Origin of the sequence: Chitinophaga sp. (assembly GCF_036569185.1) — a bacterium.
Taxonomy (GTDB): domain Bacteria; phylum Bacteroidota; class Bacteroidia; order Chitinophagales; family Chitinophagaceae; genus Chitinophaga.
Window position 1 is genome coordinate 1 of sequence record NZ_DATCRD010000302.1, and the last position, 21,605, is coordinate 21,605.

Consider the following 21,605-nt stretch of genomic DNA (forward strand, 5'->3'; position numbering starts at 1 on the left):
AGATAGCCTTCAGCCAGGCCGTAAAGGAAATTATTGCAGCGCCGCAATTAAACAGTTTCCGTGAACTGGCAAGACTCACTACCCGCGAAAAGGAGATCCTTGGGATGCTTGCCTCCGGGAAAACAACTACCGAAATGGCAGAACAGTTATTTATAAGTAAACATACGATAGAATCACACCGGAAAAACCTGTTGCAAAAATTCAAAGCAAAAAATGTGGCAGAGCTGATCAGAACTGCCACACAACAAGGGTTCCTGTAAAAATAATTATTTTATTTGCCCAGCAAAAACAACTAACCGGACTGATCAAAACTCTTCCCAACCGCCGTTTTGCGGATCATATTTTTCAAATTCCCCACTATCTGTAAATTCAGATGCCGTCATTCCTGCTTCAAAAATATTTTCTTCCCCCCAGGCGGCAGTGAAATACAATCCTTTTCTTGTAAGCAGCGCGCTGATATTGTATTCCGAATGCCTGAACCTTGATCCATCCTGGCCTTCTTTCTCCAGTACATAATCATAGCCCGTTAACCGGTCTCTCAGCTGTTGAATCTGTTCATCAGTGAAGGGTACAAGATTTTGCTCGTTATCGAAGAAATTCTTATCGCCGGCCTGCTGTTCCTTCAATTTGGTTCCGGTACTGTATAATTGTATATCGTAGCTCATATGCGTAATGTTGACTGTTTCTTCTTAAAAATAACAGGAGAGAAAGGTAACAATTTTATCCCTGATATTTTATCTTTAAAGACAGATAACAGAAAAGCACCAATGAAAAAATTCCTGGTACTGGCGGCAGCCGTTATTGCCTGCAATACACCAACTAAAGAAAAACTGCACCCTATCGACTATGTTACTGTGGGTAAAATGATGGATACTATTACGCCACCTTACATCATTGACCTGGCTAATAAAGATAAACGACTGGTATTTATTGGCTGCGTCCACAACAGGGATTCCACCCATCCCCAGTTTAAAGCGATCGAGCAATATTTCAATGACCTGAAACCGGGGATCACTTTTAATGAAGGCGGGCAAATGCCGGACAGCACACACTTTTCATCGTTGAACGACGCGGCCTCCCGGAGAGGGGAACCAGGCTGCCTGAAATACCTGAGCGATAAAGCCGGCATCCGTATGATGAACGGTGATACGGAGGACAGTCTTGAGTTTTCCATCACCCTGAAAAAACACCCGCAGGATCAGCTGCTGCTTTATTACCTGATGGAACGCCTGGTAATTCCGTACCTATATGGCGCCTACGGCAATCAACCTTTTGAAGAACTGTATAGTAAAGTCATTGAGGACTGGTTTGTGAAAGAAGGCTTCCCGGTAACTGCCCAACAGAAAACATTTGATGGCTTTAAACAGTTATACCAGCAATATACCGGCGTACCTTTCGAGCCCAAAATTACGCCGGAAATAGAAAAGTTTGATTACATCAACGGGGGCGATTGCAGGTTCTGCGCCATTGGCCGTACCTCAAAAATGGTGAGAGACAGTATCCTGCTCGATAAAATAGACCATGCGCTGGATACATACAACCGCGTAATGGTTACTTTCGGACATGGACATGCCATAGCGCTGAAACCTGCATTGCAACAAATAATGGACAGCAAATAGCGCTTTTATTCCTTACCGAATTTTACTTCATTGGCCCAGTGCGCTTTCCAATCCGGATGAAAGGCTCTTGCATTCCGTTTCGATACGCTCCGTTCTTTTGCCAGCTCCATGCAGCTGCCCGGCGCACCGTTATCGTTCACCCGGAATGATATCTTCACCGGCTGGCCTTTATCAATAGCGGCCTTAACATCCGGTAACTCCGACCAGGGAATGGCGCATTCCGTGATCAGGGTATTGCCTTCCCGCCGCACTACCAGCTGGCCGTTCTTCACCGGTCCCTCGCCATCCGATTTTGGCTGCCTCGGGAAAAAGTGCTTCCGGTTTAAACCCGGGGCCAGCAAGCGCCAGATCTCCGTACCGCCACCATATTCCGGTGCCACCTGGTTAAGCGCATATTCATAATCGGTGCATTTGTACCCGGTATAACGCGGCATGGTACCAGGCGGATACGCCAGCATACCATCTTTGCCTTCCGGCAATACATTAAAGGCCAGCAGCACATTATCATAAGCGTATCCCAGGCCGGAATTATCAGGCGTTACAGGATTTTTACGATAAGTATAATGCCGTACACCGGATGGCCATAACAACGGGAATCTGACTTCCTTATTTACCAGCGATAAGGTTACTCCTCCCGGCAATTGCGGTGGAATACCCACTATATAATACCCTGCCCTGCCATATACGTTTCTCCAGTTGCCCCGGGTATCAAGATCTTCTCCCACAAAAATATCCTTAGCGGCAGATGGCGCATCAAACATCAGCGCCGCGAGTTTTGGGGTATACCACCAGCCGTTGCTGTGCAGTACGATCCTTACTTTGCCTTTAAGTTGCAGCAGCTCCCAGGCGCCGCTCCAAAGGTTGGTAATAGTACGTTGCAACAGGCGGCGGTTGTTGCTGTACACTTCCAGCACCAGGTTCGGCACCCGTAACGCCGGCAGGTATAAGGCCACTTGTGTAAGCGTATCCAGCTGAAGATCCACCCCAAAAGAGTTGGTATTATCGCTGCTTTCCAGGTAATGCATAATACGGCCATCGCCGGCAGGCAGCTGCAGTGCGGAAACGCCTTCTGCCGGTACGCTGCCTTCTTTGCTGATCAGTGCCTCCTGCATATCCATCGTGTAAGCTGTATCGGGATAGAAAAACTCATCGTCCGGCCGCTGTTCAAAACGGTAAGTGCCCGGATGCGGCGTGCTGTCTGCCGCTTTGGCGGCAAAATAAAAGTAGTGGTCGTCGTAAGCAAAATAGCCGTTGGCATAACCGTTGGCCCGGGTATCAAAATTTGCAAAAGGATACCACGCCGCTTCGGTTAAAGTGACCGCTGCAGTGCCCTGGCTGCTTACTGTTTGGGGCAATGCCGTTTTCCAGTCGTCCAGCTGCCCGTCTACGTGTATCCTTAACCGGGAGATGAGGTTTACATGCATATCTTCATAATGCACTGCCGTGCCATCAGCGCCTGCATCGAAGTGAACAGACAACGGGTAGGTGTTATTCACCGAGGCAGTCCCGCTTTTTATCTTTACCGGGATGGTAATAGTTTCATGCGGCGCCAGCTTCACGATGGCCGGCGCCTCCACCCACAGGTTACCCAGGCTCACCTGCAAACGCCCCTGTACCGGGCGGTTCAGGATATTGGTGAGTTGCAGCGGCATTACGGGTTGTTGCTCAATACGGGCGGTCATATCTTCCGGGATGATCTCCACCGGCTCATACCCTTCTATGCGCGCGGTTTTCAGGGCAGCAAGCATAGCGGCAAAAGAACCTTTGGCGCCATTGGTACGGAGATAGTATCCCTGGCTGTTCAGCGGTATCTCCAGTTTACCTGCCACCGGTAAAACCGGGTTCCCGTAAAAATCGAACAGCCGGAAATCCGCCGGCAGGATCATCTTACCACCCGACAGTGGCTCATAAGGCGCCGGCAGGCCGGCTGCCCGCAACTTCTCTCCTGCGGCTGTTTGCGCCAGTCCACGTACTTCCCGGAACAGCACCTGATCCGGGCCAAATGCCTCGCCTATATCGCCGCACACTACTACGGTACCATCATCTGCATTATTCTTCAGGCCGTCGAACACCATTACCCAGGGCAATCCTTTAGTGAACAGTAATTGCTTAAAGTCACGCTCACCTATCAGATGCTGTACGGCGCCCAGGGCAGCGGCCTGCGACCAGGTATCGGGAATACGCGTGATCTCTTTTACACCGGTAGGCGTTTGTATTTTACGGGTAAAATGTTCGCTGCCTCTGCCGCCGGTATACATGTACCCCGCATAAATGCCCATGGAACGGTCGTATCCCGCAGAACGGTTCGCGGCCACGGTAAGGCCTATACGATCGTCTGTATTGCCCACCCAGCTTTCTGTATCCCAGATCTTTACACGGCCATGCGGCGATTTGCGGTTTACCCATTCGGGATAAAGCGCAGGCGACTCCATCCCCTGGTAATGGATGGAACAAAAATCGAAGATGGGAAGGAATGTCATTTTTCCATCTGCAAACAATTTATCCCAGGCGTTGGAATTGGAATCACCGCCGCCTACCAGTACATCTGCGCCTTTCTTACGTGCATCCAGCACGGCCTCCGCCATTATGGTATATATTTCCCGGTAACGCAGGATATCCGACTGCCACCCGGAAATAGACAATCCCTCCCAGGGCTCATTCCATAAAGACACCGCTGTTACCGGTCCTTTAGGCCAGCCGTACTGCACACAGAGGCGGTGCACAAACTCCCGGAAATCATTATCAGATGAAGGCATCCACACCATGTCCTGCTTGGTTTTCTTCATCACGCCGGCAGAGTCAAGAAAAGAGCGGAACCTGCCAAGCGGTTGCGGGGCTGATCCTGCTCCAAACATCAGCAACACCGTAATATTCTTCTCCTTATATGCTTTTAACTTACGGTCTATCTCCTGCATTTTTACCGTATAGTCTTTAGCGTTAGTGGGCGTATAATCCACTCCCATACGAATGGCCTGTACGCCCACCTTGTGCAGGAAATCAGCGCCCATATCATCCAGCGATTGTTTTGGATACTGGATCCGCTGCGGATTGGCAGCAAAGGTGCGTACCAGGCTGGTAATAAAACGGCGGCCGTATTTACCGAGATCCATCACCAGCGCATATCCACCAAAGCGGGGCGGTATAATGGGAAGATGATCGATGTTGACATATCCTTTCGGGGAGATATTCACTTTCACCGGGGTGGTACTGATAGTGGCAAACTTTACCATCTCCGGCAACCATATATCACCCGGGCGGCCTTTGGTGCCGTAGCTGATCAGTTCTATCTTTCCTTCGGTCACCATCCGCTCATCCAGCCGGTTCACCACCTGTATGGTGTAGGCAGGCTGCTCACCGGGCCACAGCACGTTGGCTGGATTGGAGGCGCTGGCTAATACCACATCATAATCATAGTGCCGCTGGTTATTTCGTATACCCATCACCGTTTCATAGTTCACCCAGTCTTCCGGCGCTTTCATCTGGGCCATACCACTCCCTGCGCTGATCATCATCAGCGCTGTTATCCATAAATATTTCATCTGCTATTGCTTTATAAACTTACGCTGACCTATCATCCTGCCATTACCGGCGTCTGTAATTACCAGTATATAGGCGCTTTGCGGCAGGCTGCCCACATCTATATTCCAGGGCCCGTTGCTTTTGGCAGCAGTTGTTTTCACCACTTTCCCCGAGAGGTCATAAATGCTGATCATACATGCGGTGGGTTTTGTTAGTTTGATGTTGATGTTTAAAGTATTCACTACCGGGTTCGGATATACGCTTAATCCCGGCGTAGCCGGCAACAGTTTCCCGGCGGTAAAGCCGCTGGTGTCTGCCGCCGCTGCAGGCGGCGTCCACAGGTATAATACCACCTTGTTGGCATTGTAATCATCTTTGGTGATCATGTACTCACCGGTGGACCGGTGATAGGCTTTGATACCATATTGGGAATCCACATCATTGCCTACATACACGTTAGGATTACTGCTGTTCATGGTAAGCACCAGGGCGCCGGTGGTAAGGTCGAACACATCGATATCAGGAATGGCATAATAGCCTACAAAAAGATAGTTGCCTGCGGCCGACATTGACTTGGCCTGCGCCCTGCTGAGCGTAATAACGGTATCGGGGGTACGATTTCCGGCCACCCATCCATGGTATATTTCTATACGGTTACCGATCAGCGTCCAGTCGGTGCTTCCGCCGGCCAGCACCATTACATCACTGGCGGGGATGTATTGCAGCTGGTTCAGCCTTGCAATGGAAGCAGGCGTGGGTGTTGATATCACCGGCCCCCAGATGGGCTTGCCGTTAGCGGCAAATCCCGTCAGCGGATAATGCTGGATGGCATTTGTTTTATCCTGTGAGATCCAGATATCTCCCAGAGAATCCAGGCAAAACCCATTCCTCACTTTTGTGATCGTATCCCCGGGAATAGCGATATATCCATCTGTAGCAGGATTGAAATAGTAGGTGTAGAAAACATCCGCATTCTGGTTGTTGGCCACCAGTATGCGGTGCCCGCCTACATTGGCGAGGTGCCCGAAATGTTGGCCCCTCGCGCGGTCGCTCATCTGTATGCGCGCATCCCAGGGATAGCGGTACGGGTCAACCGTGTTGGCCACATAGGCGCCGCCATCGGAACCGGTATACGAATAAATGATATTGCCGCTGTAAAGTAATTCGCCGTCAGTGCCGGCATCTGCGGCGGCGTTGCCTTCAAAATTGAGCGCCTGCAGGGTCCACATCAGCGCACCACCGGTACTGTAGCAATGGATATCGGTGGCGCCGTTGCGGCCCAGGTCCCAGGTACCTCCCCACGGGTTATTCAGTACATATAGTTTGCCGGAAGCATCGCGGCCAATCCCTACTACCCTTGTGAAACGCTTATCCCCTGCAGCGCCGCGGATACCGCCGGTTTCATTGAGGTAGCCGCCCAACGCGCCGAAGGTGCTGCTCAGTACAGGCGTTCCCGTTAGATTTGTATAAATTTTGATATTCATATCCGGCCCCTGGTCTCCCACCAGTAATTGTCCGCGTGCGCTGTCGGCATACAACGCAGAAAGCCTGGCTGTTGCGCCCACATTCAATACCGTGCCGGCCACACCGGTGGAATCGAACCGGCGGATGTTGCCACTGCCCAGCTGCACTACCCATACCGCACCGGAGCTGTCGATAGCAATGGGGCCTGGCGAGGTAACCGCCCACTGTCTTATCAGTGCGCCACCGGTAGTAAATACCGCCACGCGGTTGCCGCTGGAATCGCTTACATATACGCGGCCGGCCGATACGGCGATGCCGGTAATAGCATCTCCTGTTCCTGCGCTGGCGGTAAACAACAGGTCGCGCAGTTTGGTGCTGCGGTTGTAACGGCCTATTTTACCACTGTTGGGCGCCTGCTGTGCGGTGAAGATATAGGTGGCATTGCCGCCTATGGCGCTGCCCTGCGACTCTTTGGTCCCACCCATCTTCCCAATAGTGGCTCCGTTCTGATAGATGCCGATATTGCGGCCTTTCTCATCCCATAACGATGCTGTGTACACTACTCCCTCCGGCGATACCCACATAGAGCGGGCGCAGTTGCCTACATAATTTGTAACGTCAGAAAAAGTATTACCTACCCAGGTAGTGGTATACTGTGCATAGCTGAAACCGGCTGTTAATAGCAGCCATAACGTGGAGATAATATGTTTCATCTTTATCAGTTTAAGATGTTAGTATCCATTATTTTGTACCAGTCGCGGGTTCCGGCCTATTTCCCTCAAAGGAATGGGCCACAATGTTTGGTTGGCCGTTATGCCCAATACAGCTGCTGCCCTGCCGGTACGCACCAGGTCGTAAAAGCGGTGGCCTTCAAAAGCCAGCTCCTTAAACCTTTCATTTTCTATGGCCAGGGTAAGATCGGTTTCATTGCCATATGGAAAATCGTGCGTGCCAGGCGTAGTTAATGGTTCCCCGAAAGCCCTGCGGCGTATGATGTTCAAGGCTTCAGTGGCTTCGGCCGTTTTTCCCAGGTTATTCAGCGCTTCTGCCCTTACAAGGATAATATCTGCCAGTCGCAACGCCATAATATCAGGCTCTGTGCCGCTGGTTAACCGGGTATATTTGTTTACATAAGGCAGCGCAGGATTAGTAGCAGTGAGCCCCAGGGCGGCATTCTTCCGGATATCGCCGGTTTCATAGGCATTAATGATCTTTGCCGTAGGGCTTATCTGGTAACTGCCGGGTTGTATACCTGCAGGAATACCGTTTACCGGTACGTATAAGCTGAACAGCCCATTGGCCTGCGAAGAGGAACTGACGAACTGTATTTCAAATATTGCTTCCGTACTGTTTTTGCCACTGGTAGAAAACATATTACTGTAGGCGGTGCTGCCGCTTACCAGGGTATATACGGGACTGCTCATTACTTCAAGGGCTTTGGCAGCAGCGGAGTCATAATTTTTCACACTCAGGTACGCCTTTGCCAGCAAGGCTTTGGCGCCGCCCTGGCTGGCCCTTCCGCGGGTGGAAGAAGCGGCGGAAAATGTAGCCGGCAACATGGCTTCTGCCAGTTTGAGATCCGAAATGATCTGCCCGAAAACGCTGTCCACCGGTGACCGCGCCACCGTAAAATCTGCGTTGAAAGAAGTATAAGGTTCCAGCACCAATGGCACAGGACCATACGCTTTTACCAGGTTGAAATAGAAATATGCCCGCAGGAAATATGCTTCACCCAGCAGCTGTTGTTTCCTCCCTGCTACAAACAGGCTGTCTTTCATACCGGGTACATGTTTCAGCAAATCGTTGGCACGACCAATACCCGTATAATTATTCTGCCAGTAGGTAGCCACAAGGGCGTTATCTACCGGGATACCGTGATTGGTAAACGGACTGTAATTGATCAGCAATGCCGTAGTAGCATCGGAAGCTGCATCAAAAGCCACCGGGAACTGCATGGCCATACTTTGTATGGCCGGGTAAATGCCTACTGCAGCGCTTTCCGCATCGTTGGCAGTTTGCCAGAAATTTTCATCAGCAATGGTGTACTCAGGTACCTGGTCCAGCACTTTGGTACAGGAAGCCAATACAACAAGGAGATATATAAGTCGTAATTTTTTCATCGTGGCTGCTTTTAAAAGTTCACATTTAATCCGAGCAGGAAAGTGCGTGGCTGTGGTTGTACGGCCCAGTCGATCCCCAGCTGTGAGTTCTTCACCGACTGGTTCTGCGATTCAGGGTCCAGGCCGGAATAGCCGGTAATAATGAAAAGGTTCTGTGCGCTGGCGTATACCCTGGCGCTGCTGATCCTTACCTTTTTCAACAGATCCTGTTTAAAAGTATATCCCAACGTAATATTCTTCATCCTGATAAAGGAGCCGTCTTCCACGAAGCGATGCGATACCTCTCCATTGGTTAAGCTGTTGGGAGTAACAGGATCGTTGAATACCGCCTTAGGCACATCCGTGTTGGGATTTTCCGGCGTCCACCGGTTCAGCGTACGTGCGTCACCGTTATTATAGCCGCTCATGCGTTCCAGCATGCTGCGTGTTTGATTATACACCTCGTTGCCATACGACCAGTACAGGAAGAAACTCAGGTCTATTCCCTTATAGCCAAAGGTATTGGTGATACCACCGGTATAATCCGGTAACGCATTGCCCAGGATCACACGATCGGCTGCGGTTATCTTGCCATCGTTATTAATATCATCGTATATCATGTTCCCGGTTTTAGGGTCTACCCCTTTGCTGCGATAGCCGAAGAAAGAGCCAACGGATTCGCCTACACGAAAAATACTGGTGGGTAATGAGGTACCGAAAGATCCGGGCAGGCTTTCTGTAAAGTCGGAGCTGGAAGGGTCGCCTGCTACGGTTTCAGGCAGACTGGTGATTTTATTTCGATTGAAATACAAATTAAAGTTGGTGCTCCAGGTGAACTTACCGCGGATATTATCGGTATTGATTCCTATCTCCAGTCCTTTATTTACCATCTGCCCGATGTTGGCGCCATTAGTACGCGCAAAGCCGGAGGTATAGGGAAGATCCAGTTTAAAGATCAGGCGGTTGGTCAGTTTACGGTAGGCATCTACGGTAACGCTGATCCTGTTATTCCAGAAACTCAGGTCCAGCCCGAGGTTGGTGGCGGTGGTAGCTTCCCAGCTCAGATCCACGTTGGATAAAGAAGTAGCGGCAATACCAGCTTCCGAGCCATAATTATAACCGGTAGAATAAGTAGCCAATGCAGGAAAGTCGCTCCCCAGTCCTTCGTTATTACCTGTAACGCCAATGCTTGCACGTAGTTTCAGCTCATTAATAAAACGTTGCTGTTTCATAAAAGCTTCGTTGGTAACCCGCCAGCCCGCAGCTACAGAAGGGAAGAAACCATATCGCCTGTTTTTGCCGAAACGGGACGAACCATCTGTGCGTAATACGCCTTCCAGCAGGTAACGGTCATCGTAATTATAACTCAGCCGGCCGAAATAAGATACCAGCCCCCATTGGGAACGGTAGTCCAGCGGTGCGGAGAGCGAGGTAAAACCTGTTACTGCCTGTATGATATCGGTTGAATTTGTGTTACCGGAAACGCTGATCCTTCTTACATTCGCTTCCTGCGCGCTCTGGCCCAGCAAAGCTGTTAACTTGTGCCTGCCCTTCAGCGTGGGCGTATACGATAAGGTATTTTCATTCACCCATAAAAACTGTGTGAATACAGATACAAAACCGCTGGCAGCAGATCCGTTGTTCACCAGTTTCGACTGGTAGCGGTCGTCTGTTACCTGCTGGTTATCGAAGCCAAAACTGGTTTTAAATTTCAGTCCGGGCAGGATACTGTATTCACCGTATACATTACCGATATAGCTGTTTACGATCGACTGGAACCTCAAATTATTAGCGATCATCACGGGGTTGGTCCAGCGGCGGTTTCTATCGGTGTAGTAAGTGCCATTGGAATTATAAACAGGATCGTTGGGGTTTTCTATGAGGGCCAGTGCCAGTACCGATTGCCCGGAGAAGCTATTGTCCATACGGTTGTTGGTAGATCTCACCCCTGTTACGTTTACGCCGATCTTCAGCCTGTCGGTAGCGGCGAAGTCGAAGTTAACCCGCCCGTTGAAGCGTTTGTAATGCTGCAGTCCTACGATAGTACCTGTCTGATCCAGGTAACCAAGCGATATATAGTGTGAGGTTTTACCTGTTCCCCCGGAGATAGATAAATTATAATTAGATACCGGGGCCGATCTGAAAATAGCATCCTGCCAGTCGGTGTTACGGCCGGTCACCACCACCGCGGAATCTACCGGCAGGCCGGCGTTCACACGGGATTCTTTAAACAGCTCCACGAACTGTTCCCCATTTAGTAATGGCAGGCGTTTAGGTATATCCGCCACGCCGGTGTACATATTGAAATTAAAACGCGACTTCCCTTCCGCGCCTCTTTTGGTGGTAATGAGGATAACGCCGTTAGCGCCCCTGGAGCCATAGATAGCGGTAGCCGCGGCATCTTTCAGGATCTCTACTGATTGTATATCGTTGGGGTTGATGTTATTGGTAGTGGCTATTCTTTGTCCGTCGCCGGAAACGCCGTATTGCGCTGCAGGGAGGTTGCTCATTGGCACCCCATCTATCACATACAGGGGGCGGTTTTCGCCAAAGAGGGAACCGTTACCACGGATACGGATATACGTTTCATCGCCGGGAGCGCCGGAATTCTGCACTACCTGGATGCCCGCTGCCTTTCCCTGCAAAGCCGCATCCAGGCTGGTTACCGCTACGCCTGTAAGCTCGCTGCCTTTGATAGAGCTTACAGAGGAAGTGAGGTTCTTTTTCTGCTGAGTGCCATAGCCCACTACCACCAGGTCGTTCAACGAGGCGCTTTGCACTTTCAGCACGATGCTGAGGGAAGATTGACCGTTAACGTTTACTTCTTTGGGCTCGAACCCTACGTAGGAACACACCAAAATACTGTTGTTGTCCGGCACCGCCAGCGAAAAAACGCCCTGGTTGTCTGTAGTGGCGCCCAGCGCAGTTCCTTTTACGCGGATACTTACGCCTGGCAGCGGGTATCCCTTTTCATCGGATATTTTACCTGTTACGGCCATCCTGTCCTGCTCCGTTGCTGCCGGAACTGCTGTTGTTTTTTTAGTGATCACCACTATTTTATCCGTTATTTCATATTGCAGGGAAAGATGGCCCAGGAAAGATTTCAGCACCTGTTCCAGGGGCTGGTCCTTACATTCCAGCGATACTTTATTAAGCGCCGCCGGCGGCTGGTCGCGCCAGATAAAAGAATAGCCGGTTTGTTGCTTTAACAGTGCGAGGACTTTTTCCAGCGGAACATTTTTTACAGAGATAGTTACATTTTGTGCATAGGCGCTTATATGCAGCAGCAGGATAGCCATCATCATCCATAGCGGTTTGGCAGGCCATCTCTTTACAGCCGGGAGAAGCAGTTTCATATTTTAACTCGTGGATTTTAAATATTAGCAATCATAAACGTGGAAATTTAACCGGGTACGCACACAGCGCTCCATGCCGAGGGCCCTCAGCGAATGTTTTTTCAGCGGGTGTACCTGTAACGTGTGATCCGTGCAGTGATCAGGTCATGACAAATACATTTAAAAGGTTGATTTAATTGGCCTCATGATAAGGCATCACGGTAATAGTTCTTCCCTGTATCTTAAAACGTACGATTTTGGTCAGTTCAAGTGCTTTCAGCAGTTGCGATATAGTGGCTGTTCTGGCTACAATGCCCGACAGTTCGATGCCCGACATATCTCCTTCATATTTTACCTCCACATCGTACCAGCGTGATACCTGTCGCATAATGGTGCTGATATTTGTTTCTTTAAAATTAAATTCCCCGTTTTTCCAGCCCAGTATTTCTTCCATATCAGGTTTACTGACCAGCAGCTCACCGGAGGTGCGCAACACTGCCTGTTCACCCGGGTGTAATATCCTGCCGGCGTTTATTTTTACAGCACCTTGTACCAGTGTGGTTTTCACGGCATCTTCATCTGTATAGGCCATGATATTAAACGCTGTGCCCAATACCTGTACTTCCATGCCTTTTGCAGTAACGATGAATGGTTTTTTCTCATCTTTGGCGATATCGAAGTAGGCTTCTCCCGAAACTTCCACCATTCTTTTATCATCCGGGAAAGCGGCGGGATAGCGGAGGGAAGAGGCAGCGTTGAGCCACACATGCGACCCGTCCGGTAAAATAAGCTGGTACAGGCAGCCGTTAGGTGTTTGCATGGTATTGTATTCCAGGCCGGCGTTCTTCTGTGAAATTTGTTTATAAGCCAACTGCCCGTTGGCCAGCTTAATTACCTGCGCGGAGCCCTGCTGGGCGATGGCGCCGTTAGCAGCGCTGTCGGGCGCTATGCGGGTTCCATCTCCCAGGATCAGCACCGGGCGTGCTGTTCCATGGTGCAGCTGTATATCCTGCGTTATAGTCCTTGTTCTTTTACGGGTATTCCATTCCCAGCTCACTGCCAGCAGCAGTAAAAAGATAGCTGCCGCCGCGGCATATTTGAACCAGGAACGGGCAACAATAGATTTCGGTACGGGATGCAATACCGGGATCATCTCGCTTTGTCTTGCCTTCATCACAATCTCTTCCGCCATCTCTTCGGCATCAAAATCCGCCTGCTCAGCGTAACCGGGATCATTAAATGCCTCCTGCAGTAATTGGGAGAGCTTAGCTTTATTTTCCGGCCGCAGGGCCATACTCCTGAACAACCGGATCTCTTCCGCGTTCAGCGTTCCGCTCATATATCTTTTAAATAATTCCTCAAAAATAACTTCAGACATATACTGCTGCAGATTTAATACCTCCCGTTATAAGGACGGAAAACAAAACAGGGGTAAGACAGTAAAATTGAAAATTTCATAAAAAATAATTGGAAGCCAGGAGCAGCAGGGCAAAAACAGTTTCCGAATGCCGGCCCAGGTATTCCCGGATACTGCGCAGCGCCCTTACAATATAGGTTTGTGAGCTTACCACGGAGATATTCAGTTTTCGGGAGATCTGTACATGGCTTAACCCATTAAAACGGTGCAATACAAAAACCGTTTTCACCTTCTCGGGGAGATGCTCAATGGCCAGCAACAGCATCTTTTCCAGCTCCTTGTATTCCAGGCCCGACTGCGCATCGCTGAAAGGGGCTTCGGAAAGATGATCGGCCAGGAATTCAATATTATCCGTATGCAGTACCTTCTTCTCCAGGTGATCCATGATAAGATTACGGGAGCATACATATATAAACGTGCCTACTTTTTCTACACCGGGGAGCTTTTCCCGGTTGTTCCATAATTTAATGAAAATATCCTGTGAAAGGTCTTTAGCCTGTTCCGGCGAGCGGGTAAGGCGCAGGGCCGTACCGTATACCTGTGGCCAGTATTGCTTAACAAGAACCTGGAAGCTCCGTTCATCTCCGTTTGCAACGGAGAGCAACAATTCCTGTTCATTAGCGTGGATCATAACGGGTAGTGATGCATGAAAATAGTATAAGTGGATGGAATTTGCAAACCGGGGAGATTTGGTTTGCTGCGCACGTGGCGCCCCCCACCGGTTGGCTACGCAGTAAAAGGCTTTATGCAACACATACTTGTAAATAATACAATGGTAAGCCATACATAAGCCTTCTCTTATAGATATGACTTATATATGGCTTATATAAGGCTTACTTAAGAGTATACTATAGGTTATCTATACCGGAGCATGCCAGATACCCCGCTTTCACAAGGCTCATTTGTCACAAAAAAATGAAGGCGTATGAAGCATTACTCCATACGCCTTCCGGTTATTGAATGGTGGTTTTCTTCGCAAAACTATTGCAGCAATTTTGCCAGTGCCGCTTGCAGCTCTTCACCACGCAGGTTCCTGCCAACAATTTTTCCCTGCGGATCTATCAGGAAGTTGGAGGGGATGGCTTTAATGCCGTATAAAATGGCCGCCTTGCTCTCGAAGCCCTTTAACTCGGATACCTGTGTCCATGGCATGCCATCCTGGTTCACGGCGTGAAGCCAGGCCCTTCTGCCCTTCTCCTCATCCAGGGAAACACCCAGTATAGTGAAGTTCTTTTCTTTATACCTGTTGTAGGCGGCCAGCAGGTTTGGATTCTCCGCGCGGCAGGGCGTACACCAGGATGCCCAGAAATCCAGCAGTACATAACGCCCGCGGAAATCAGACAGTTTAACCGCTTTTCCGGTGGTGTCATTTTGTTCAAAGTCCATAGCTACCTGGCCCAGGTTGGTCCGTTTGCCTATTTCAATGTACTCTGCCAGGCGCTTCCCTAAAGCGGTATTCCGTACATTTTCAGAAAGCCGGTGGAACCTGGCTTCAGCGGTGTCGGGGTTATAGTTATAGGCAAGCTCAATTTCCCTGAAGGCATTCAGCGAAATGTAAGAATTGGGATGGCTGGCCATAAAAACCCGGTTAGTGCTATCGTAAGCTGCCTGGGTGACTTTCATAATTGCACCGGCAACTTTAAGGAAACTACTGTCTTTCTGCGGTTGCCTTGTCCAGGCATTATAGGCCCGTACCAGGGAGTCCGCGCTTTTCTTGTAGGGTTTTACCATTTCGCGGAGGGTTTGCTGATCATCGTTCGTTGCCGATCCTTTCACAACCGCGCGCCAGGCCGAGTCGGGCGAGGTGACGGTGATATTGGCGTTCTCAATGTAAAACTGCAGGTTGTCGACATAGGCATACCTGTCTCTCGTTATGGTGTCATGTTTTATGATAAGCTCTACCTCAACCGGGCCTGCAAGTCTGCCTTTAAAGGTAAAGCTCCCTTTATTAAGAACAGCCGAATCGGTCACTTTAATACCATCTGCCGTATAGTTCAGGTATGCTTTAGCAGGTGCGCTCCGGGTACCGATCTTCCCGTGGATAGTAAAACCTTTCTGCGCCATTAAGCTAAATGGAAGGCTGCAAATAGCTGCCAGGATCAATTGTTTTTTCATTTATAGTTCTTTTCGTTTGTTACGGATGATTATGGAATTAATGCGATGCCGCTGATAAATATCGCGTTATACGTAGAGGCATACTTAACTGAAGCCAGCGAAATAAAGCGCAGGTACCTGGCCGTGGTTAAACCGGTATTGATCGTTTGCATATTATTGGCGATGTTACCGGCAAAGATGCCCTTACTTTGCCAGGTGGCGCCATCCATACTGGTTTCTATTTGTATGGAAGTGGGATAACCTCCCTGCGTAGGATATTTTAACGCCGCAGGCAGATAATAATTCAGAGCGGTGAAAGTAACCTCCCGGTTAAAATTAATGGTTACCCATTGAGGCATTTGCTGCGTAATATTAGTTATCCAATAGCTGGTGAGGTTATTATCGTCGAGCAAAGTGGCAGGGCCGTTTGTGCCATTCTGCGAAGAAAACTCTTCAATGGTCCAGCCCTTTTTATTTATAAACAGGGGTTTGCCGGTTTTGAAAACAAAATACAACACGCGATCAGCGGCCGCTCCTTCAAGGTTCCCATCTACCGATCTGATAACAACGGGCAGCACGTAAGTAGTGTATTCCGTTAATTTTGTTTGCTGTCCTATGTTCAGTTCAGCGGCATCGGAAAGCGAGGCGCCTGCGGCAATACGTGTATCTGTTTTAAAAAAAAGATACGAACCTGATGGCAGCAGCGTAGCGCTGCCAAACCTGGAACGGAATGAAGCAATTTTCGTAGTATCTACGGCAAATTTTATCCAGTGCTCACTGCCGGAAGTGTTGCCCGATAAAGCGGCTTTAAATGCTATTACTACCAGGGAGTCCTTCAATATGGAAAGCGGCATTTCAATGGTATCCTTACCAGCGGCCCGCTCAAAGGAAATGCTGCCACCGGGTAAAGCAGCGGGCGCATCATCCTTGCTACAGGATGCCAGCAGCAGTATTAACGGACAAATGACGGCTATATATATCTTATGCATTGTTTTGTTTTTTTGATTATGGATTCTGTGGCATTCCCGGGTTAAAACTGATCACCTGAACAGGTATCTGCAAGGTGTAGCGTGCGCTGTGCGGCTGCAGCGTGGCAATAATATTTCCCTGTGCATCGTACCTGTTCACAGTACCCATCCTGTTCTCCTTATCCAGGCGGCGCATATCAAACCAGCGCAGCCCGTTGAAAGACAATTCATGGTACCTTTCCATCAGCACTTCCTTCAAAACGGCTTCCTTTTCAGTAGATTCAAACCTTACATAACTGGCTGATGCAAACCTGTTCTTACGGACCTCATCCAGCTGCTGCAGGGCGAGTGCCAGGTTATTGCTGCGGGCAGCGCCTTCTGCTATGATCAGTTTCATTTCCTGGATGGAAGTACCGGTATTCATGTAGGTGAAAGTGGGTGTTACATATGCCGGAAAAAAAAGGGTACCGCCCCTGACGGTAAAAGTATAATCATCTATATTATAAAACAGTTTCTTCACACGCAGGTCATTACCGGCAAAGGAGTGCATATAATCCAGCGTAACTGTATTATTGCCAATTATCATTCTTCCATAAATAACATCCTGACGGATACTCAGCAGGTCTGATCCAGGAGCTGCACCGTTGAAATCAAGCATTACTGCATTGCTGTTTTCCAAAGCCAGTGCTGCATATTTTTGCGCTTCCGTATAATTCCGTGCGTAAAAAAACACCCTTGCCAGCAGGCTGTATCCTCCTGCCACTGATCCGCGGAACCTGTTGCCGCTGTTATCAGCAGGCAGGTCGGGAATAGCGGCGTTCACATCATCAATGATATGTTTATATATTTCAGCAATGGTGCTTCTTCCCGGCACTATCTGCGACACATCATTGGAGGTAACGAAAGGAACTGCAAGATCTGTATTGGCAGTGGCGGAATCATATGGTTTACCATATTCATTTACCAGGTAAAAGTATTCCAAAGCGCGGGCCAGCAGCGCTTCTGCTTTAAGGCTTCTTTTCTGCGCATTGGTGCCATTGATGGCGGCGTCAATTCCAAGCAATACAGTGTTGTATTGGTTGATTTTAGCATAATGCTCTCCCCAGAATGCAGGAGCCACGCTGATATCAGTGGAAAACTGCGGCGCCCAGGTGTATATAAGTTCAGCGGCCTTTTTTGGCGGGCTGCTGATGCCAGGTACATCCACATTATCATTTAAAAAATGGAGGTCGCCATAAGGTATACCAACACCATAAACCAGGGATTCATCATTCATCCACTGGTCATAGTCGGCCACAGTAGTAAGTAATCGCTTTCCCTTCGGTGTAACATCCAGGTACTTATCACATGCAGTGAGCACTATGCAGCAAAGCAGGAGCAGGACTAAATTATTTTTATAACGATTCACTTGCAATCATTTTAAAAGTTGGTAAAAATGCCAATGGTATAAGCAGGCGTTACGTATGCTTTCTGATAGCTTCCTGTAGCCATGCTGTAGTTATACCTGTTCAACCCGATGGTGACTATATTGGAAGCCTGTCCCTTTACCTCAAAATGGGTAAAGCCGGTTCTTTTAATAAAACGGGTATTGTCTAAACTGTAGGAAACTGTAAGATCGGCCAGTGTGATATAATCGCCGTTCACCACATACTTGTCCGCATAGTTATAGGCATTGTTTGAATTGAAGCTGTTATAAGCCGCCAATGACATCACATCTGTAGTAAGTTCATCGCCTTTGGTTTTCCAGTAAGTACCGGCTCCTTTCAATGGCCTTAGAGATGATGGATTGGGCCGTGGTACTCTTACTTTAAATCCGCCATAATAGTTGATCATACAGAAAATGTAAAAATTGCCGATATCTACACGGTTACTTAACCCTGCATTAATGGTAGGAATGGAAGATCCCATATAGTGGGTAAAACCCGATGTATCACTCGCCATAAGGGCGGTAGTGGGAGATCCCAGGCTGTTATTATCTGTATGATACAGCGTCCCTTTGCCATTGGATACCAGGGCGAACCCGGCTGAATCAAGCCCGGCATATCGGTAAGCGAACAACGCCCCAACAGGATATCCTTTCACAAACCCTAATACATTAAGTGTTTGCGGATTATAATCGCCCCGCTGGTATACCTCCAGTACTTTACTGGTATTGCGGGCCAGCACCAGGCCTGTATTCCAGTTAAAATTCTTTTTGGCGATCCAGTCGGCATGCAGGCTTATTTCTATTCCACTGTTGTTGATCGTTGCCCTGTTTATCAGGGAAGGGCTTACACCAATAGTAGGATCAATCAGTGCGTTGCCCAGCAGGTCATTACTTCTTTTCCGGTAATAATCTATACTCCCGGTAATGTTTTTGAAAAGATGATAATCCAGGCCAATATTAAAATTCTTTGTTTCCTCCCAGCGTAAGCTGCTATTGGCGTATGAAAGCATTCTGAGCGACGGGCTTGCAGGAGACGTATAGTTATTCAGCCTTGTTTGTGCAATCACCTGGGGCAGCGACATTTTTGCCACATTCCCGTTGAAACCATAAGCCATGCGCAGTTTGAGCTGCCGGATCCAGGTGATATCCTGCATAAAGTTTTCGTTATGGATATTCCAGGCAGCGCCGGCAGACCAAAGCGGCTTATACTTATACTTCGGGTTGGTGCCAAAGAGGTTCGACTGATCTATCCTGGCGCTTCCTGTAAGGGAGTAGGTATTCTTATAGGAATAAACAATGTTGGCATATCCCGATAAAAACCTGTCTTCCGTATACTGCTGGTCAAACAAGGTATTGAACTGGTTCTGAAAAGGAGAGCCCAGATTAAATGTACCACGGATCGCCCCTGTGGTAATACCGGCATAATCTACTGGCTGTTGCAGGAGCGTTTCATCATTATACCCGAAATAAGAGGCCAGGTTGCTTTTATTGATAAGATTCCTTACTTCCGCACCCAGGATACCATTGACGGAATGTAAACCGTTTATTTTTTTATTGTAATTCAATTGGGCACGGACGGTGTAGCTGGAGGTATTGGCCGTCTGCTGGCGAAGATAACCGCCCTTGGGAATATTATATTTGAATATTCCATCGGCGTTCTTTGCTACATAACTATTTACATATCCCCTGGCAACAGAGGTTTGCTCGGAGGCGTAGTAATCCAGGTCTGCGCGGGAGGTTTCATATATTCCCCCGAACGACAGATCGAAACCGCTGCCAATAACATAATTGAAATTTGCTGTGATACGATTATTAACTGTATGCGTTTTATCCCTGATCCCATTTACATCTGTCAGCGGATAATAAAGCTGGTCATATAAGCCTAAAGATACCAGTACATCATTGTAATAGGGAGAAATACCTGCTCCTGTAATATAAGCAGGTTTCCCATTTACATCCTGGAAACGCTCATAAGGCGCAATGGTGGTAATATCCGGCACAGGCGCCTGTTTCACAAACTGTTCCTGGTAATCGGTGGTTAATTCCAGTGAAAGCCGTTGGGTGAATTTCAGGGTGCTTCGGGCAGAAAGCAGCAACCTGCTGTTCGCGTTTTCGATCTCCTGCTGCCGGTTACCGGTATAGTTAGCTGTAATATAATACAGCGCATTACCATTACCTCCTGATACATTCAGGTTATAAGTTTGCGTTACCGCAGGCCGTTGAAATAACCTGCTGTAATCATCTTTGTTATCATAATTTTTCATTTCGGCGAAGGCGGTGGCTGCCTGATCAGGCGTAATCATATTGGCCGCCTGTTGTGCCAGTATATAAAACACCTTCTGACTGGATATATCTCCACCGTTGGATGTTGATAACCGCGCCCAGGTAGATGCGTCGACACTGTTCGAATAAAGATCTTTCTGATAACCAGTAACGATTGAAGAAGCATTATCGTCCCATCTGTAACGGCTGTAATTTTCCTTTGGGGTGATCCCGGCTGTTGCCCTGAAAGCAAAGCTGGGCTTACCAATGGCCGCCTGCTTCCTTTCAATAACAATCACGCCGTTAGAAGCTCTCACACCGTATACAGTAGCAGCCGCAGCATCTTTTAATATCGTTACGGATTTGATTTCATTGGGATCCACCATATCCAGCGTCAGCTCGGTGGGATAGCCATCTATTACAATCAGCGGATTCGCATTGGCCGACATGGTAGAAATGCCACGGATATTGAACAAAGGCCGCGCATCGCCATTATTGGTGAAGGTTACGTTATTGTTGATCATAAGTCCTGGTAACCGGTTCACCAAACCATCCAGGAAGTTGCTGCTGATCCTGGACTCGTATTCCCTGGTGCTTATCTGCGATACCGCACCCGTACTTTGTTCCGGCCGGATACGCTGATAGCCGGTGTTCACAGTGGCCACTTCAACGGCAGTAAGCGCATTCACAATATGCTTCATCACGATGTGCAGCGGGGCGCCGGTATCGTCCAATGCTACAAGCTGGCTTTCGAAGCCTATGGAAGATAAATACAACCTGTCTCCTTTCTGTAACTGTACTCCTATGGCAAATTCGCCCCTGGCATCTGTTTGTGTTGCCGTAAGAATGGCGCTGCCTCTCATGGCCTTAATGCTTACACCTGGCAACGCCCTGCCGGTGGAATCGGTGATCTGCCCTTTTACCGGGCCTGGGAGGATAACCGGCCCGGCGGCCTTCCTTCCTGCCTCCTCCGGCTTATGACGAATAAAGATAGTGGTTCGCCTGATGGTATAGGCGAGCGGCTGTTCTGCAAAAACAACATCCAGTAATGACTTTAACGACAAGTCGCGGACCGACAAAGAAACAGGTGCTGCATTTTTGAAATCCGCTTCATTGTAAAGCGCGGTATAACCGGTTTGCTTTTCAATAGCCGCCAGCACATTTTCCAGTTTCAGGTTAGAACCTGAGAGCGTGACAGTTTGTGAAAAAGTTTTTGCCGATACATGACAGATAAAACCTGTTAACAGGATGGCGATTAATTTAACCTGCATCAGAAGTTTTCTTTTAATTGCAGGATCGCAATTAAACAAAGCAGCGATCCCTGATTTGGTTGATGTCGGGAAGGGCCTGACAAAGAATGCCCCTCCGTTACAAAAAGTGATTAATTTCATACTTTTGCAAC

At 48.7% G+C, this 21,605-nt stretch carries 13 protein-coding genes; 2 read left to right on the top strand and 11 right to left on the bottom strand.

Translation table 11 applies throughout. From position 1 onward, the window contains the following. The coding region (locus VIM72_RS23535; RefSeq protein WP_332005268.1) for a helix-turn-helix transcriptional regulator at positions 1–260 on the top strand (260 nt) is incomplete at its 5' end. A 45-nt stretch (positions 261–305) separates the two neighbouring features. Here the strand turns inward: VIM72_RS23535 and VIM72_RS23540 are convergent. Further along, positions 306–665, bottom strand: coding sequence for a hypothetical protein (locus VIM72_RS23540; protein WP_332005269.1), 360 nt, complete (start codon positions 663–665; stop codon positions 306–308). A gap of 102 nt (positions 666–767) precedes the next feature. Between VIM72_RS23540 and VIM72_RS23545 the strand changes: the two genes are divergently transcribed. After that, positions 768–1,619 (top strand): hypothetical protein, encoded by an 852-nt coding sequence (locus VIM72_RS23545; RefSeq protein ID WP_332005270.1) that lies wholly within the window; start codon positions 768–770, stop codon positions 1,617–1,619. Positions 1,620–1,624: 5 nt separating this feature from the next. Here VIM72_RS23545 and VIM72_RS23550 read toward each other — a convergent pair whose 3' ends face one another. From VIM72_RS23550 to VIM72_RS23595, 10 genes are all read right to left on the bottom strand, one after another. Beyond that, positions 1,625–5,158, bottom strand: coding sequence for a hypothetical protein (locus VIM72_RS23550; protein WP_332005271.1), 3,534 nt, complete (start codon positions 5,156–5,158; stop codon positions 1,625–1,627). A gap of 3 nt (positions 5,159–5,161) precedes the next feature. Then, positions 5,162–7,315, bottom strand: a complete 2,154-nt coding sequence (locus VIM72_RS23555) for a T9SS type A sorting domain-containing protein (protein ID WP_332005272.1) — start codon at positions 7,313–7,315, stop codon at positions 5,162–5,164. 18 nt (positions 7,316–7,333) lie between these two features. Then, on the bottom strand, positions 7,334–8,722 hold the full coding sequence (locus VIM72_RS23560) for a RagB/SusD family nutrient uptake outer membrane protein (RefSeq protein ID WP_332005273.1): 1,389 nt from the start codon (positions 8,720–8,722) through the stop codon (positions 7,334–7,336). An 11-nt stretch (positions 8,723–8,733) separates the two neighbouring features. Further along, a complete protein-coding gene (locus tag VIM72_RS23565) occupies positions 8,734–12,057 on the bottom strand; it encodes a TonB-dependent receptor (protein ID WP_332005274.1) in 3,324 nt (1,107 codons plus the stop codon). 172 nt (positions 12,058–12,229) lie between these two features. Beyond that, positions 12,230–13,414, bottom strand: coding sequence for a FecR family protein (locus VIM72_RS23570; protein ID WP_332005275.1), 1,185 nt, complete (start codon positions 13,412–13,414; stop codon positions 12,230–12,232). A 76-nt stretch (positions 13,415–13,490) separates the two neighbouring features. Then, the gene (locus tag VIM72_RS23575) at positions 13,491–14,237 is read right to left on the bottom strand and encodes an RNA polymerase sigma factor (RefSeq protein WP_332005276.1); all 747 of its coding nucleotides are present in this window, start codon (positions 14,235–14,237) and stop codon (positions 13,491–13,493) included. Positions 14,238–14,434: 197 nt separating this feature from the next. Then, positions 14,435–15,568 (bottom strand): TlpA disulfide reductase family protein, encoded by a 1,134-nt coding sequence (locus VIM72_RS23580; protein WP_332005277.1) that lies wholly within the window; start codon positions 15,566–15,568, stop codon positions 14,435–14,437. A 29-nt stretch (positions 15,569–15,597) separates the two neighbouring features. After that, positions 15,598–16,536, bottom strand: a complete 939-nt coding sequence (locus tag VIM72_RS23585) for a discoidin domain-containing protein (protein WP_332005278.1) — start codon at positions 16,534–16,536, stop codon at positions 15,598–15,600. A gap of 16 nt (positions 16,537–16,552) precedes the next feature. Continuing rightward, positions 16,553–17,923: a RagB/SusD family nutrient uptake outer membrane protein gene (locus VIM72_RS23590; RefSeq protein ID WP_332005279.1), complete on the bottom strand. Its 1,371-nt coding sequence runs from the start codon at positions 17,921–17,923 to the stop codon at positions 16,553–16,555. 11 nt (positions 17,924–17,934) lie between these two features. After that, positions 17,935–21,474: a SusC/RagA family TonB-linked outer membrane protein gene (locus tag VIM72_RS23595; protein ID WP_332005280.1), complete on the bottom strand. Its 3,540-nt coding sequence runs from the start codon at positions 21,472–21,474 to the stop codon at positions 17,935–17,937. Between the last annotated feature and the right edge of the window lie 131 nt (positions 21,475–21,605).

Excerpts from the sequence above, each read along its gene's own strand:
- VIM72_RS23540 (WP_332005269.1), bottom strand. The coding sequence starts at position 665 with ATGAGCTACGATATACAATTATACAGTACCGGAACCAAATTGAAGGAA.
- VIM72_RS23545 (WP_332005270.1), top strand. The coding sequence starts at position 768 with ATGAAAAAATTCCTGGTACTGGCGGCAGCCGTTATTGCCTGCAATACA.
- VIM72_RS23550 (WP_332005271.1), bottom strand. The coding sequence starts at position 5,158 with ATGAAATATTTATGGATAACAGCGCTGATGATGATCAGCGCAGGGAGT.
- VIM72_RS23555 (WP_332005272.1), bottom strand. The coding sequence starts at position 7,315 with ATGAAACATATTATCTCCACGTTATGGCTGCTATTAACAGCCGGTTTC.
- VIM72_RS23560 (WP_332005273.1), bottom strand. The coding sequence starts at position 8,722 with ATGAAAAAATTACGACTTATATATCTCCTTGTTGTATTGGCTTCCTGT.
- VIM72_RS23565 (WP_332005274.1), bottom strand. The coding sequence starts at position 12,057 with ATGAAACTGCTTCTCCCGGCTGTAAAGAGATGGCCTGCCAAACCGCTA.
- VIM72_RS23570 (WP_332005275.1), bottom strand. The coding sequence starts at position 13,414 with ATGTCTGAAGTTATTTTTGAGGAATTATTTAAAAGATATATGAGCGGA.
- VIM72_RS23575 (WP_332005276.1), bottom strand. The coding sequence starts at position 14,237 with ATGGCTTACCATTGTATTATTTACAAGTATGTGTTGCATAAAGCCTTT.
- VIM72_RS23580 (WP_332005277.1), bottom strand. The coding sequence starts at position 15,568 with ATGAAAAAACAATTGATCCTGGCAGCTATTTGCAGCCTTCCATTTAGC.
- VIM72_RS23585 (WP_332005278.1), bottom strand. The coding sequence starts at position 16,536 with ATGCATAAGATATATATAGCCGTCATTTGTCCGTTAATACTGCTGCTG.
- VIM72_RS23595 (WP_332005280.1), bottom strand. The coding sequence starts at position 21,474 with ATGCAGGTTAAATTAATCGCCATCCTGTTAACAGGTTTTATCTGTCAT.